Source organism: Achromobacter sp., assembly GCF_032102605.1.
Taxonomy (GTDB): Bacteria; Pseudomonadota; Gammaproteobacteria; order Burkholderiales; family Burkholderiaceae_B; genus Achromobacter.
Window position 1 is genome coordinate 26,205 of sequence record NZ_DAMDGT010000003.1, and the last position, 14,963, is coordinate 41,167.

A 14,963-nucleotide genomic window follows, 5' to 3' on the forward strand; every position below is an offset into this window, starting at 1 on the left:
CCGGTTGCGGGGGGAAGAGGATCGACGGCGCCCGCCGCGCATGCCCCCGCGCTCTGTGGAATGTATCCGAAAACCGGTACTTCCAGAACGGGAACATGACTTGCTCCGCGATTTGGCTGCAGCTCGCCGGGTTTTCCGGCGTTCGCCCTGCATCTTTGGAGGTGTGCCATGAAAACCCTGACCGCTGCCGGCCTGCTGCTGGCTTTCTTGTTGGGCGGATGCGCCCCGATGGGTTCTTCGCGGTCCGAAAAGCCGCAGCAAAGCAGCTCGATGCATCCGGACCCGGCCAATTACCATCACACCAATTTCGGTGAACCGAACAACGAGCCGTTCCAGGGCAACTCCCCGGGGCACTAGACCGAACCGGCGCTGGCAGGCACGGGGCCTAGGCGCCTCGCACCAGGGCGTGGATCCGGCCCCGTATAGCCCCCGAGTAAGCCCAGCACCACACCGCAAGGGCCAGCATGGCCACCGTGAAATAGGCTCGTGCGCTCTCCGGGATGGGGTTCAGGGCGGACAGGGTCACGAACGGCTCGAAGGACAGAAAATCGGTCGCGGCCAGCGTACTGAACACCAAGGCCAATACCGGCCCGGTAAATCGCGGGCGTTCGCCCCGGGACGCCCGTTCTGCCAGAAAGCACCAATGCAGCCAACGCAACAGCTGTATGACCACGGCGAACAACGGAATGGCAAGCGCCAGCTGCAACACCAGCAGCGCCAAAATGACTTGAGTAGGAAGCATGCGCGGATTTTAATCGGATCCGCGCCCCGCTCACTTCCCCAATTGAAAGGCGCGCCAGTCAGCGCCAGCGACCATCAGCCAATCATGCATGTATTCCAGGCTCAGCGCGATGGACAGGACCTCGCTCTGGAACAGGACGTCGGGCTGCGCCCGAAGCCAGTCGAAGTCCTCGATGCTGCGGATGTCACAGGCCAGGACACGAAGCCCATGGCGTGATGCCTGCCCCAAGAGGCTGAAGAATCGCTCCTGCACCCCTCGCAGCCGATAGATGCCTTCCGGGATGGCCACCCGAATGCCGGTGGCGCGCAGGGTGCCGAATGGCATGGATTCCCCGCCCCGCGTGCAAGGCAGCAGGCGGACTCGCAGCGCCGGTCGGAACTCATGGTAAAGATGAAACAGGCTGGTGCCCTCGGCGAGCCGGTCGCTCAGCGGAACGTTGTAGGTGACCTTGGCGCACGGATAAATCGGCAGACTTTTGTCTTGTTCCTGCATGGTGTCGCGCAGCAGGTCGCCTGCGACCTCGCCAATGCCCAGATCCTGGCACAGCTGCTCCGGCAAATGGAGGTCGGAGTAGACGTTGAGCTGGTGGTCCATTGTTAATGGGGCCACGCACCGGGCAGCCCTCAAGACGCGCCCTGCCCTTCGCAAGGCATCGGCCGACGCCTGGTGGGTAAGGTGCGTTGGCGTACGGTTCATCCATCCGCCCACCAGCGCCAGTTCGCGCACAGCCCCCTTGGCGTCCAGCACTGGTTGAATTCTGAGCGGCTCGCTCAGGAGCGAGGCTGATTCGACCAAATTGAAAGCGTTCATATGACTTGTGTTGTGGGCTCGCGCAGGAAGACGAAGACCGGGGAGATGAAAGGGGGCGCGGCGCAGCGCAACGGTGCGTCTAGAAGCCTGGCGTGCGGGTTTTTTTCAGTTTATGAACAGCGATTTGGCCGTCCAATAATAAAAATCTGATTCGCGCGCCCGTCTGCGAGGGCCGCCGCGAGGTCCTCGCGGGGGCGCATCCTGGGCTTCGGATGATCGGATCTGCTTCCAGGCCAAAGCCTGCGCGGCGTTTGGGCCGGTGATCCGTCCACATTTCCGTGGCGTTATGCGCAGTGCGGGGGCCGCTTTTTCAAAATCTTCTTATATCCAGTGTTTGGGGCGCTCCCTACGATGAGCCCATGCCCGCCAAGGAATTCAAACCTCTCGTTCAAGACGTTCAGCCAGTCCCCCGGGCCCCGTCGGTACTCTTGCACCTGTTCGCTGCGGCACTCCTGGCGTGCATTGCCGCAGCCGCCGTTTTCTTCCTGTACTGGTCGTTCAGCAATACCGTTTCCGCCTACCGCCGGCAAATGAACGCGGCGGCCTACAACGCGCAGATCTTCTTTGACCAGCGCGAAAGCCTGTTGCGTTCCCTGGCGTCCTCGTCCGTTCAAAACACCGACGGCGCGCCCACGTCCGAGACCCCCCGCTATTTCGGCAACACCCAGCAAATCGAAGTATTCCCCCTGCTCGAAGGCAATGACGCGTACGACTGGGCCTTGATCCTCACTCCCCGCGACCTCAACGATATCGCTCTGGCGCGCACCCGGCTGCTGTTTAGTTCCGTCCGTCATGGCCAGACGTCATACATCGACCCTGGCGCCTCGGATGCTCCGGCCATCATGGCCCCGGCCCAGCAAGCCTGGATCACCCACACGCTCGCCTCCACTGATTCCATTCGTGCGCAGGCCGGGCACAGCCCGATCGTGTGGCTTAAGCCCCCCATGGATCCGGGCAATCCGCTGTACCTGCACACTCCCATTGACTCGGCCTCACCTCGCGCCGGATGGATCGGCCTGGAATTGGGCAATATCGATGCCGCCATCGACCTGTCCTCGCTGGCGGGCGGCAACTATGTTCTGTATGACCAGAACGACGTGCCCGTCCTTCACAGCCCCGCCGCGGCAGACTTGTTATCCGGCCTGGGGCGGTACGCCGGCCGCGAAGACTCCTTTGGTTGGTGGGGGCCGGGCCTATTGCCTCGCTACGTGGTGTTGAACAAATCGGTGGGCGAGGCAGGCTGGCGCCTGGTGTATTACACGCCGATAACCCGCATCCTCGGCGAAACCGCCTACGCGCTCCATGCGACGCTCGTAGCAACCGCACTGCTGTTCGCGGCGGTGCTGCTCGGCATTCGGCACATCAAAAGAAAGCTCGTCGCTCCGGCCTTGCGCCAATACGAAGCTTTGGCCGACAGCGTCGCGCTGAACCGCAAGCTCGTCGAAGTCGCGCCGGTGGGCCTGTGTCTGCTTCGCCGTGCAGACGGCATGCCGCTGCTTTCCAACGAACTGGCCAGGGAATGGCTGCTTGGCGATTCCGAACTCCTGTCGAGACTGCTCGCCGAGCAGGACTTTGCCGCTGGCCGCGAATACGTCCTGGCCGATGGGCGTTGCGTCTACCTTACCTTCGCGCCCGTTACCTACCACGCGGAAGAGGTCGTGCTTTGCGGCATCAATGACATCACCGCCTTCAAACGGGTCGAGCAATCCATCACCCAGGCCAAGCTGCACGCCGATGCCGCAAATCACGCCAAGACGGTATTTCTGACGACGATGAGCCACGAGATCCGGACGCCGTTGTTCGGCATCCTGGGTACGCTGGAAATGCTCAGCCTCACGTCCATGGACAGCCAGCAGCAGCAATACCTCGAGACCATGCAGCAGTCTTCCGCCACTCTGCTGCGCACCATCAACGACACCCTCGACTTGTCCCGAATCGAAGCCGGATACCTGACGCTTGAATCCTCGGTGTTTTCTCCCGCCGAAATGCTGGACGCCGTCGTGGGCAGCTACGCTGCGCGCGCCGAGGCCAAGGGTCTGCACATCTATGCGTTGGCAGACGTTTCGTCGCCGTCGGTCGTGTCGGGCGACGTTACGCGCGTGCGTCAGATTTTGAACAACCTGGTCAGCAACGCCATCAAGTTCACCAGTTCGGGCCAGGTGGTGCTGCGTCTGCGAACGCTGCACCAAGGGCCCCACTCTGCCACGCTGAAGTTCCAGGTCGCGGATACTGGCATGGGCATCTCCTCCGAATATCACGCCCAGCTGTTCGAACCTTACTTCCGCGCCGAAAGCGGCCAGTCGCGGATGGTTCCCGGGACGGGGCTCGGGCTGGCGATATGCCGACGGCTGTCCGAGATGATGGGCGGCACGCTCTCCGCCGTCAGCGAACCCGGCTTGGGCACCAGCATGGCGCTCGAACTGACCTTGCCGCTGGCAACCGCTGCACATCCTGAAATGGAAATACGGCTGGATCCGAAGCCGGTGTTCGTCCGCGGAGCCGTCAATGACGTGGTCAACAACCTGTGCCAATGGCTGCGCCGCTACGGCGCCATCGCGGTGCCCTACAAGGCGTCGCACGCGCGCCTCGACGGCGGCGTGCTGATCGAGGCATGGCCGCCTGATGCTGCGCCGGCAGCCTGGACCGGCGCCCGCGTCATTGCGCAACCGGCGGGGGGCAAACCCCGGGCTGACGGCGGGCGAAACAGCTGGATGGCCAATGCCAACAGCATGGCTAGCATCGTGGCCGCCGTGCGGTTGGCCCAAGATGGCGTGGCCGCCAAGATCACGCTGGAACACAAGTCGTCGCGGGACGCACTGGATCTGCATGTCCTGGTTGCGGAGGACAACCCGATCAGCCGCCAGATCCTTCGCGAACAGCTGGAACATCTGGGTTGCACGGTGGTGGCCGTCTCAAACGGCAAAGAGGCGCTGGATCAGCAGGATATCCCCGGCTTCGACGTCATCCTGACCGACCTCCAGATGCCAGAGATCGACGGCTGCGCGCTCGCACGCGCACTGCGCAATCGGGGGTACAAGCGACCGATCGTCGGAATTACCGCCAGCGCATTCACGGACGACGTGCGGCGCAGCACCAACGCCGGCATGACTAGCGTGCTGCTCAAACCGTTGCCCATTGCCGCGTTGCGCCAGGCACTACTTGCCCTTAAGGAAGTCATATTATGAAGAAGTTGTCCGACTACAGAATCCTGATCGTGGACGATCATCCATTCCAATGCGTCCACTTGGCGGATTTGCTCGAGTCGGCAGGTTTCGGATCGGCGGACGTTGCCTCGAGCGCGGAAGTCGCCCTGGACAAGATCGGGCTGCTGGCTTATCACCTGGTACTGATGGACCTCAATATGGCGGGCATGGACGGTGTGCAGTTCATCGACCGGCTGGCCAAACTGCATCACAACCCCATGCTGGCAATCGTGTCGGCCTGCCCGCGGCGCATCATGAACAGTGTCGCGTTGATGGCCAAGGAAAAGGGGCTGGCAGTGCTGGGCACTTTCTCAAAGCCCCTAACCATCGATAACGCGCGTCAACTCGCCAGCCAGCTGCGTGAAAGCCGCGCCGAACTCGCGAAGCCCCAACTCCGAACCGATGTCGGGACGGTATTTGATCGAGCATCCCTTGAACTCGCGCTTGACCAGGGGCATTTGCGGGCCTGGTTCCAGCCGAAAAAGGCGCTGGCAAGTGGTCGGATCGTCAGCGCCGAAGCGCTGGTCCGCTGGCAACACCCGGAATTTGGCTTCATGCTGCCCGGGTCATTTCTTTCCGCGGTGCATCGCCACGGACTGGACAAAGCGCTGCTACTTCGCATGCTCCAAGACGCGCTCCGCGCCCATCTGCATTGGCGCCAGCAGGGATACCGCATGCCCGTCTCGGTAAACCTTCCAACTCAGCTTCTGGATGACCCTGATCTCCCCGACGAACTGGAGCAGATGGTTGTTTCCAAGGGCGTGGCCGCCCAGGAAATATCCTTTGAATTACTGGAAGACGAGACAACGACCATACAAGGCCAATACTATATGGGGGCCAGCAGACTGCGATTGAAGGGTTTTGGGCTGGCGCAGGATGACTTTGGCAGAGGTTACAGCTCCATGTACAGCCTGATTTCCACGCCATTTACCGAACTGAAGATCGATCGCGCTTTCGTCAGCGGCGCATCCTGCGACGAGGGCCGCGCTGCAGCGCTGGTGTCATCCGTGCAACTCGGCCGCCAATTGGGCTTGCAAGTCACGGCTGAGGGCGTCGAAACCATCAAGGACCTCGAATTCCTGCGCCGAATCGGTTGCGACTGCGCCCAAGGGTTCCTCATTTCGGCCGCCGTGGACATTGACGGCTTCAGCCAGTTGCTTGCCTTGGAAAGGCTGGCCATGGATTCCTTGCCGTCCTAAATGTCCGCCATGCGCAAGCAGGACACTCCCTTCGCCCGGATCACCCGCACCTCGCGGTGGCTGAATTTCGCCCTGTTCGGCGCCCTGCCTTTTGCGCTGGTGCTGATCGGAGCCCTCTACTGGGGATTGAATCGCATTGTGGAGCAGGAGCGCGAGCGCCTGAACCTCGACTTCTCCATCCTTGCCGGGTACATCCACGCGCAGGAGCAGTTCCTAAGCAAGTGGCGCTCGCAGAGTGCTTCCCTGCCGGTGGAAAGCATGCATTCTCCGATCACCCTGCATTCTGCCGATGTGTCCGAACGCATCGGGATGCAGTTGTTCGAAGGGCGGCACACGGATGCGGAGATGGCGTTCTCGCTGGCTTGCGAGGATGCCGCGGACTGCCCGACCGGCGGGCGGCGCCTGGCGGACCTGGGTGGTTACCTGGCCGATTTTTATTCCAGCTTCTGGGCCGCTTCGTACTTTCCGGCTTCGACGGTCTTCCTGGTCAACCAGACCGACAGCATCAGTCTTAGCGTGCCTGCCGTGGGCGCGGCATCCGGCTACGAACGCCTGAGTTCCCGAGCCTTCCTCTCGGTTACCGATTCCGTGCGCACGGAATTGCGCCGTTTGCGGGCGGTGAAAGAACGCCTGATCGAGCTGGACGTTCCCGGCCGTTCAGAGCCCGGTAAATCCGGCCGTGTCCATTGGTTCAGGTCGGAAGCCTTGCCCGGCAGCATGCTGGGCCTGGTCTACGCGGACATGCCGCAGGCTGTCTGGACGACGCCGCTGGGCACGCCGTCCTCGGTTTACGCGGTCACTCAGTTCAACCACCAGCGGATCAACATCTTTGAAAAAACCATGCGCCGGCCACTCCATGGGGGATTCTGGTTGTTGCATCGTGACGAAGGCCTGCTGCTCGGCGACGGCCCCGTCCCGCTCGCGCGTCAAGACGGGCTGCACTATACCGCCGACGGCATCGTGCTTCGCATTACGGACACCTCGGGCGCGTGGACCGGCACTTATCGGGTCAGCTACGGAGCCTTTTTCCAGGACAATCTCTGGCTTCCCAGCATCGCGGGGATCCTGCTCCTGCTCAGCCTCGGAACCGGCATCGTCTCTACCCGTTGGTATAGCCGGCGCGTCATCGCGCCAGCGTTGGAAGCGCAGCGCGACATCATCGACAAAGAGGAATTCAGCCGGACGCTGATCGAAACCGCGCCTGTCGCCCTATGCGTTCTTGCAAGGCCGGCCGGCACGGTTGTCTTCGGCAATGGCTTGGCCCTGCAATGGCTGGACGCCGAAGCCGGCCGGGAACTGGATAACTCGCCGCAAACCAATCTGTTTCTCAGGCAGGTGCTGAGTGCGACTGGGCCCGGCACCATAGACAGTTTTCATGCCGCCGATGGCCGGCCGCTGTATGTGGCCTTTGCGCCCACCCGCTACAACCACCAGGACGTCGTGTTGTGCGCATTCGCCGATATCAGCGCCAGGGCCGTGGTCGAACAGACGCTGGCCGACGCCAAGCGAGAGGCCGACAAGGCCAGCGAGGCCAAGTCCACGTTCCTGGCCACGATGAGCCACGAGATCCGCACGCCGCTTTACGGGGTGCTGGGAACCCTGGAATTGATGAGCCTGACCAAGCTCGACACGGAACAGCGGCAACATGTCGAGCGCATGCAAAGCTCGTCGGCCATCCTGTTGCAGCTCATCAGCGACATCCTCGATATCACCAAGATCGAAACCGGGCAGCTGGTTCTGGAATTCACACGGTTCAACCCCCGCGAACTTGTGCAAAGCTGCACCAACTCGTATGCCGCCATGGCCGCACAGAAGGGGTTGCTCCTATTCTGTTGCGTCGACGTCGCCGTGCCGGAATGGACCACCGGCGATGCTGTGCGGATCCGCCAGATACTGAACAACCTCTTGAGCAACGCGATCAAGTTCAGCGAGTCCGGCCATGTGATCGTGCGCCTGACCGTAGCAAGCGAGATGGCGGAAAAGACGCACTTGATGCTTCAAGTGGTGGACACCGGTATTGGCATCGGCAAGGCCGAGCAGACTCAGCTGTTTGTTCCCTTCTACCAGATCAACAGCGGCTCTCATACCGTGCGCGGCACCGGCATCGGCTTGTCGATCTGCGCAAGGCTTGCCAAGTTGATGGGCAGCGACATTCGCGTCACCAGCGAACTGGGCCTGGGCAGCAGCTTCTCCCTGGAACTGCCGTTGCAGGTGACTTCAGGGCAGCGGGCCAGTCCGCCGGATCTAAGCAATATCTGCGTCTATGTCCGAAGCCCGCACCATGAACTGACCGAGAATATCTGCCTGTGGCTCAAGCGCTGGGGCGCGCAGGCCGAGGCGGCCCCCCATCCCCTGCCCTTGGGAATGCCGAATGATGTGCTGCTGGATGTGCTGTACAACGGAAACTTCGACGTCCTGGACTGGGCGGGCCACCACGTCCTTGCCAGCGCTGCGGACAAGGCGCCTTCCGCACGGACGCTTCAGGTCATCAACAGCGTCGAACACATTGCGGCGGGCATCCTGGCCGCCGTTCGCGGAGAGCGCGAGGTGGTGCCGGTGATCGACATCGGCGCATTGGCGCCGCTGGGATTGTCGATACTCGTCGCAGAAGACAACCCGATCAATCAGATCACCTTGCAGCAGCAACTTGAGCAACTTGGCTGCGAGGTCACCTTGTCCTCGGACGGCGCCGAGGCGCTGACGCTGTGGGGACTGTCGCAGTACGACGCGGTCCTGACAGACGTCAACATGCCGCGCATGAACGGCTACGACCTGGCGCGCGAGCTACGGGCCCGTGGTGAAACCGTTCCGATCATCGGGGTTACCGCCAACGCGATGCGCGAGGAAGAAGAGCGCTGCGTGGCCGCCGGTATGACATCGTGGCTTGTCAAACCTATCGGCCTGAGCACGTTGCGCCTTCATCTTCAGGGCAGCGGAAAACTTCGTGCCGGGGTGGCGACATCCGGGTCGGATTCAACGGCGCTGCCGGAATCTGCGCCGGAACAGACGCCGACACTGCACCCAGCTCCCGACTCGGCGCTGGAGCAAGTGCCTAATGTGCCCGCCAAATACCGAGCTTTGTTCGTCAGCACCATGGAGGCCGATGTGGCGGACATGGAACGCGCCCTCGAGGGGAATGATCAGCGGGCGCTCGGGCGCACGCTGCACCGAATGCGCGGGGCGCTGAGTGTCATGCAGATGACCGTTCTGACAGGACGGCTTGAAGCCCTGGAAGCCCGATTGCGCAGCGACGGCCTGGATGTTGGGACGATGTCAGAGGGACAAGCGGTTGTAAGGCTGCTTCGAGACACCCTGGCCGCCATTTGATCGGAAGCAATCCATTGCCAGAATCTGCGACTTTTGTTGCAGGACTTCGTCGGTTAACCCGCCCGCGTGACGTGCTTTCGAATTTTTTCTATTCCGCGGTGTGTGGAGCGGATTTAGATTCTGGCCGGTTCCCCTGCCCTGGCGGCCTCGTCGCGCCGGCACCCGCCCGGCCCGGCGCGTCTCCTTCTAGCCTAATCCGTAGAGTTTGGACATAAAATGGTCAACGCAGGAAGTATCGAGAACTCTGGCCTTCCCAACCCGGAAGCAGCAACCACGAACTTACTTCCCACCGCACCGGTAGTCCAGCAGCAAGATCCCGCAGGCCCGATTGAGTGCACAGGGGATGACCCGTCCATGAGCAAACCTTCGTCTGACCAAGATGTACGGATTATCGTGGCAGATGACCATCCGGTCATATCCTTGGCACTGGCAGATTCACTCAACGAAATTCCGGGGTTCACCGTAGTTGCCACGGCGCGCTCGGGGCTGGAACTGGTGGCTGCAGTGCAAGAGCACCCTTGCCATCTGATCGTCACCGATTTTTCCATGCGGTCCAGATCTGCCGACGAGGACGGGTTGCGCCTTATCGAGCGCTTGCAGCGCATGTTTCCCGACATACCCATCGTGGTGTTCACGATGCTGTCGAATAGCGGAATTCTTAGTCAGCTACGTCAGGTGGGCGTTGCCGGCATCGTAAGCAAAGAAGAGCCTCTTGACGAATTGGTTGCCATCTGCGTGCGTGCGCTGACGGAAAAAGGTCCGATTTTGTCGGAAACCGTCAGCCAGCGGCTTTGCCACAACGATGTGACAATGGGAAACGCCAGCAAGACTAAAGGTCTTTCTCCTAAAGAACTTGAAGTGGTGCGGATGTTCGCATCGGGCCTTTCCGTGACGGAAATCGCCCGCCGCCTTCACCGTTCTGTGGCCACCATTGGGACCCAGAAGCAGTCCGCGATGCGCAAATTGAACATTGAAACCAATGCCGAGTTGCTGCGATACGCGGACGAGCAAGGATTTTCCTGATCCGGCATTACCAGCGATAACTCAAGTTCAGCATGCCGCCGTAGCCATGCCGGTCGCCGCTGCCCGATTGGCCGACTACATAACCCGTGAGGTACGTGGATTTACCCAGCCTGCCCTCGGCTCCCAGCTTCAGTTCACCTGCATTTCGGGATGGCTCGGCGCCGATTTTCTCGGCGCCGGTGTCCGCCGTGGGATTGCCTGTGGCATGGAGCCAGTTGGCTTCGAGGAAGGGACGCACCGTGGCCGTCGCCAACGGCATGCCAAGCGGATAGATGCGCACGCCGGCGCGGGTGTTGACTTGGCCATCGTTGCCGCCCTTGTACGTGACGCCCGGCAAGGCGGCGTCTTTCGTGCTGAGTCGGGTGTACGCCACTTGGGCCTGCGGGATCACGACCATCGAGCCCAGCGCGGACTCGGGCGCAAATGGCGAAAATGCATAGCCGGTCTCGACAGACACCGTCCAGCTATGGGACCGGTAATTGGCGGCGCCCAGTTCGCTGCGGATCTGGTTGGAATAGCGTCCGTATTGCACCCAGGTATCGGCGTAGGCGCCCATGCGGGTATCACCGTTGGCGTACGCGGTGGCATACGCGCCTGCCGAGTACCCCTGGACCTTGCCGCGGGCGGTGGCGTCAACCGCCCTGTCCGCGCCGGGCAGCATCAGCCGGGACGTGGACCGCGCGCGGGCGTCGCCATAGCCTGCCATTACGCCGGCGACGACAAGCCCTTCGTTGCCCAGCGGCGCATGCAGCAGGTCTCCCCCGATCTGGACGACGCTGATGTCGGTATCGATGTCAACATCGCCTTGAGCCAGGCGTAAACCGTCCAGATGCGCGCCCTGCGCCCGGACCCAGACCTTGTCGCGTGGCTTGCTGTTGGCCTCATTGCTGGAAGACACATAAGTGACGTCACGATCGTGCAGACCGTGCATGAACATACGCGCCGCCGCAAGCTGGTTACCTAGGTAGGCGCCGCTTTCCGGCGAGACGTTCACAAACTGCGCGGAGTCGGGCGGCACGATGACCGGCGGCTTGACGGCATTTTCGGAATCCGGCGGCATGGTGGGCGGGGCTGGATCCGGGGTTGGGACGGTGCCGGGAATGTCCGGATCGACCGGCTGGACGGGGGCGACGGGGGTGTAGAGGGAAGTCAGGTACCAATCGTATGGAACTCCTTGGTTGCCCCCCCGCACCAGGCTGTAATCGTAGCCATTGAGGGCCAGCGTACCCGTGCTGGATCGAAAGCCCGTTGATCCCTCGTCGAGGCGGAAGGCATCCGGCGTCGTGGTGCCGCCGTTTATGGTTTCCACCAGTTTGATCCCCTCTTGTGTCTGTGCGCCAGCGCCGTCGGTATTCAGAATGCGCATGCCTGTGACGCCGGACGTTGTACCGCCGTCGATCACGAGCTTGTCGGTGGGCGAGTCATCGCCGCCCAGGCGCGTGTTCATGACCAGCGTGCCGCCTCCGGCGTAGTCGCGCACGGTGAGCGTTTTGAAAGCGGAAGCCCCGGTGGGCGGGGCGAACGCGACGGCGCCGGCATTGCTGAGCGTGCCCAGTGCCGAACTGGCGCGGATGTTCCATACGCTGGTGCCGTCGAGGGACAGGCTGTCGATGCGTCCGGAGCGCGGGAGCAATGCGCCTGTCAGCGTGCTGTTGTCGGATAACGCGATGTTGATGGCGCCGCTATTGGCTACGACGTCGCCGGCAAGGTCCGACCTGGCGGCGTCAAGATTCACCTGGCCAGTCTGGACCGCCGTGGTGACGCCGCCGCTCGTGACGTTGAGCGCGACGCTTTGCAAAAGCAAGCCGGTGCTGGCGTCGCCGGCCTTGCGGGCGGTGATGGAGGTGTCGCGAAGCGTGAGGTTGTGATCGCCGCCGGATACTATGAGCCCGACGCCATCCTGGGTGTCCACGAGGGCGCCGTTGGTCAGCAACAGATTGTTGGCGAAGTTTTCGGCGGTGACGTAGCTCCAGATGCCGTGGGCGTTTTCCCCGGAGGTGGACAAGCGGGAGCCATCGAGCGCGACCGACGCGAGGTTGCTCATGACTAGCCCAGAGGCGTCGGCGCCTCGGGTGGTGACGCGGGTGTCGGTGGCGATGAGCTCGGAGCCGTTTCCGCTGGCGTACAGGCCGTAGGCGGAGGCGCCCTGGGTGTCCACCGTGACGTTGGTGAGCCGGATGCTGGCCCCGGAGGCTCGCGCCAGGGCTCCTGCCGCGCCCGCGCCCGATGTGCTGATTCGGGTGCCTGTCGCGGTGATCGATGCCGTGGCGCCGTATTCTCGCGAGACATACAGGGCATGCGCGTTGTCTCCGTGGGTTTGGACCGATCCGTCCTGCAGCGTGACGCGCCCTGCCCGGTTGTCGATGCCGACCATCCAGGCGTCGATGTCGACGTTGCGGGCTACGAGCGACGTGTCGATGGACGGCAGCCAGACGCCGGTGCCGCGACTTCCCAGTGCGAAAATGGATACGTTGTCGAGAACGGCCGACGAGCGCTGGGCATTGATGTTGACGCCATAGCCGTTGGCGGCGCGCAGGGATGCATTGCGAATCGTGGCGGCGCCGCCGGCGCCGGCGCCGGACGCGGTCGTCAGCATGATGGCGTCGCCCGAGGACGCGACGGAGCCGCCCTGCATGAGCAGCGTTCCGTTGCGGACGTAGATGCCGGTTCCCGCCCTTGCCGTGACCGTGGTGTTGGTGAGGTCCACAAAAGAACCGGCGCCGTCGGCGGAGATTCCAGTGCCGTTGGTGGCATCCGCGTTGACGTCGACGAGTTGGACTCGTGCGCCGTTGTAGGCGCCGGCCGCGGCGCTGTTGACGCCCGTAGCGAGGATATCGAGCGATGTGGCGCTGATCTGCGAGCCGCTGCCTTCGGCGTATAGACCGTGGCTGACGTTGCCTGCGATGGAGACGGAGCCGCCGTCCAGGGTGATCTTGCCGCCGGATTGCGCGTAGGCCCCATGGGAATTGGGACCTGCCGTGCTGACCTGCAGGCCGCTTCCTGAAATGGCGCTGCCGGCGCCGGTGGCGTACAGGGCATGGGACTGCTGCTGGGTGCCGACGTTGTCGACGCTGCCGTTCGACAGTTCGACCGTGCCGCCGAGTTCGGCCATTACCCCGATGGCGCGCGTCGTGCCTACGCCGCCGGCGGTGACGCGGATGTCGTCGGCTGCCACTCGGTTGCCCGCCGTGGACACTTTGAGGGCGACGCCGGTGCCGGCATAGGTAACGGTGGAGCCGGTTTCCAGGGTGAGTTGGGTGTTGCCCAGGCGATCCGAGACGTCGACCTGACCGAGTTCGGCTGCGGCAGAGACCACGGGAACGGCGATGGGCAGAGCCGCGGCCAATACGCCGATCATGATCGGGCTGAGAGGGAAATGCATGACGAATTCCTAGGTGCATGCCAAGGTTCGCCCATGCACATCGCAATGCGGTGGCAATCAGATATTGCCTTGCGATAAACCAGCTACCCGGCACGAAGAATGAGACGATGAGCGGTCATTTTCGGCAGGGTGGAGTGCCCGGAAAATCATAGAATTTCTAATAAGCAGATGGGCGTCGGGTGGCGCTGGTAGTCCCCGGCGTGCGCGCCGGTCGCCCGTCTGCGGGACCGCTTAGGGGGTTGCGTCGTGATGCCGCGGTGGTGCCTGGTCGGCAAGCAGACGTTGCGCGAGGTCGTTGAACTGGGCGTCCTTTGACTTCAACTGCGCGAGGAGTTCATCGCATTGCGCCGACGACGCCGCCAGCCTGGCAGCCAGATCGGCTTCGCGCGACTGCGCGGCCTGGAGGGCCTGACCGTGGGCAGCGGCTTCGGTCTGGTGCTGGCGCGCGTCGGACAGGGCCTGCGCCCGAAGCAGCCGAGCGTCCTGCTCTGCCGCGCGCTGCTGTTCCTGCGCTGCGGCCAGGGCTAGTCGTTGCTGATCGGCTTGCTGCAGGCTGGTCGCCTGCAGGTCATCCAACCGCGCCTGTAGGCGCTTGACCGCGCTGCGTTCGGCATCAAGCTCGTTCAGCCAACGGCGTTCGTGCGCGGCGTGGCGAGCGTCCTGTGCGGTCAAGGCGTGCGTGTGCTTGTCCCGCGCCAGATCGGCTTCCGCGAGCAGCGCCTGGTTCGCGGCGCGCGCATCCGCAAGAGTGTCCTGGGCGGCTGCCAATGTCTTGTCGCGCTGGCGCAATTGTGCTTCGGCCGCCTGCAACCGCTCTTCAGCGGCTTGAAGCCGATCTTCGGCGGCGGCGAGTTGTGCGGTAGCGACCTTCAACCCCTCTTGCAGGTCCCGTTCGCGGTTGAGCAATTGCGCTTCGCGTTGCTCGAGCTGTTCGGCTTGAGAGGCAAAGCTCTCCCCTTCCTTGGCCAGTTCTTCCCAGCGTTGCTGGTATGCCTGCACCTGTTCCGACCGCGCCGCCGCCAGGGCGGCTTCCCAGAAGTGCGATGCAGCCTGGGCGATGGGATCCGGAATTTCCGGTGCGGCGGAAAAGGCGCCCGGATCCTTGATGCGGGCCCCCAGCGCGCGGAACCAGGTTTCCAGATGAGGGCTCACCGTATTGGGCGAACCCCGGCCGATTTTCTGGCGTACGCGTTCGATGGTGGGCCGCGCCCCTTCCAGCAGCAAGGCGTCGGCGGCGGCCCAGACGTCGGTTTCGGTGATGCCAGTGGCCATCGGGA

9 protein-coding genes are annotated in these 14,963 nt (G+C 62.9%); 5 read left to right on the forward strand and 4 right to left on the reverse strand.

The window, feature by feature from the left end; all coding sequences use genetic code 11:
* Nucleotides 1-168 precede the first annotated feature (168 nt).
* Nucleotides 169-357, forward strand: a complete 189-nt coding sequence (locus RT614_RS08100) for a hypothetical protein (RefSeq protein WP_313621596.1) — start codon at nt 169-171, stop codon at nt 355-357.
* Between the two features lie 28 nt (nt 358-385).
* On the opposite strand, the gene RT614_RS08105 is transcribed toward RT614_RS08100, so the two are convergent.
* Nucleotides 386-742, reverse strand: coding sequence for a hypothetical protein (locus RT614_RS08105; RefSeq protein ID WP_313621597.1), 357 nt, complete (start codon nt 740-742; stop codon nt 386-388).
* A 30-nt stretch (nt 743-772) separates the two neighbouring features.
* Nucleotides 773-1,552 (reverse strand): hypothetical protein, encoded by a 780-nt coding sequence (locus RT614_RS08110; protein ID WP_313621598.1) that lies wholly within the window; start codon nt 1,550-1,552, stop codon nt 773-775.
* 359 nt (nt 1,553-1,911) lie between these two features.
* Here RT614_RS08110 and RT614_RS08115 point away from each other — a divergent pair, with 359 nt between their 5' ends.
* The 4 genes from RT614_RS08115 (at nt 1,912) to RT614_RS08130 (ending at nt 10,304) form a co-directional block, all read left to right on the forward strand.
* Nucleotides 1,912-4,737, forward strand: coding sequence for an ATP-binding protein (locus RT614_RS08115; RefSeq protein WP_313621599.1), 2,826 nt, complete (start codon nt 1,912-1,914; stop codon nt 4,735-4,737).
* The gene (locus RT614_RS08120; RefSeq protein WP_313621600.1) at nt 4,734-5,954 is read left to right on the forward strand and encodes an EAL domain-containing response regulator; all 1,221 of its coding nucleotides are present in this window, start codon (nt 4,734-4,736) and stop codon (nt 5,952-5,954) included. The genes RT614_RS08115 and RT614_RS08120 overlap by 4 nt, the downstream gene beginning before the upstream one ends.
* Nucleotides 5,955-9,281 (forward strand): response regulator, encoded by a 3,327-nt coding sequence (locus RT614_RS08125; protein ID WP_313621601.1) that lies wholly within the window; start codon nt 5,955-5,957, stop codon nt 9,279-9,281.
* Nucleotides 9,282-9,635: 354 nt separating this feature from the next.
* On the forward strand, nt 9,636-10,304 hold the full coding sequence (locus RT614_RS08130; RefSeq protein WP_313621602.1) for a response regulator transcription factor: 669 nt from the start codon (nt 9,636-9,638) through the stop codon (nt 10,302-10,304).
* Nucleotides 10,305-10,311: 7 nt separating this feature from the next.
* On the opposite strand, the gene RT614_RS08135 is transcribed toward RT614_RS08130, so the two are convergent.
* Both RT614_RS08135 and RT614_RS08140 read right to left on the reverse strand, forming a co-directional pair.
* Nucleotides 10,312-13,686 carry an autotransporter outer membrane beta-barrel domain-containing protein gene (locus RT614_RS08135; RefSeq protein ID WP_313621603.1) on the reverse strand — a complete coding sequence of 1,125 codons (3,375 nt, stop codon included), beginning with the start codon at nt 13,684-13,686 and terminating at the stop codon, nt 10,312-10,314.
* A gap of 231 nt (nt 13,687-13,917) precedes the next feature.
* Nucleotides 13,918-14,958, reverse strand: a complete 1,041-nt coding sequence (locus RT614_RS08140; protein WP_313621604.1) for a DNA-binding protein — start codon at nt 14,956-14,958, stop codon at nt 13,918-13,920.
* Nucleotides 14,959-14,963 lie beyond the last annotated feature (5 nt).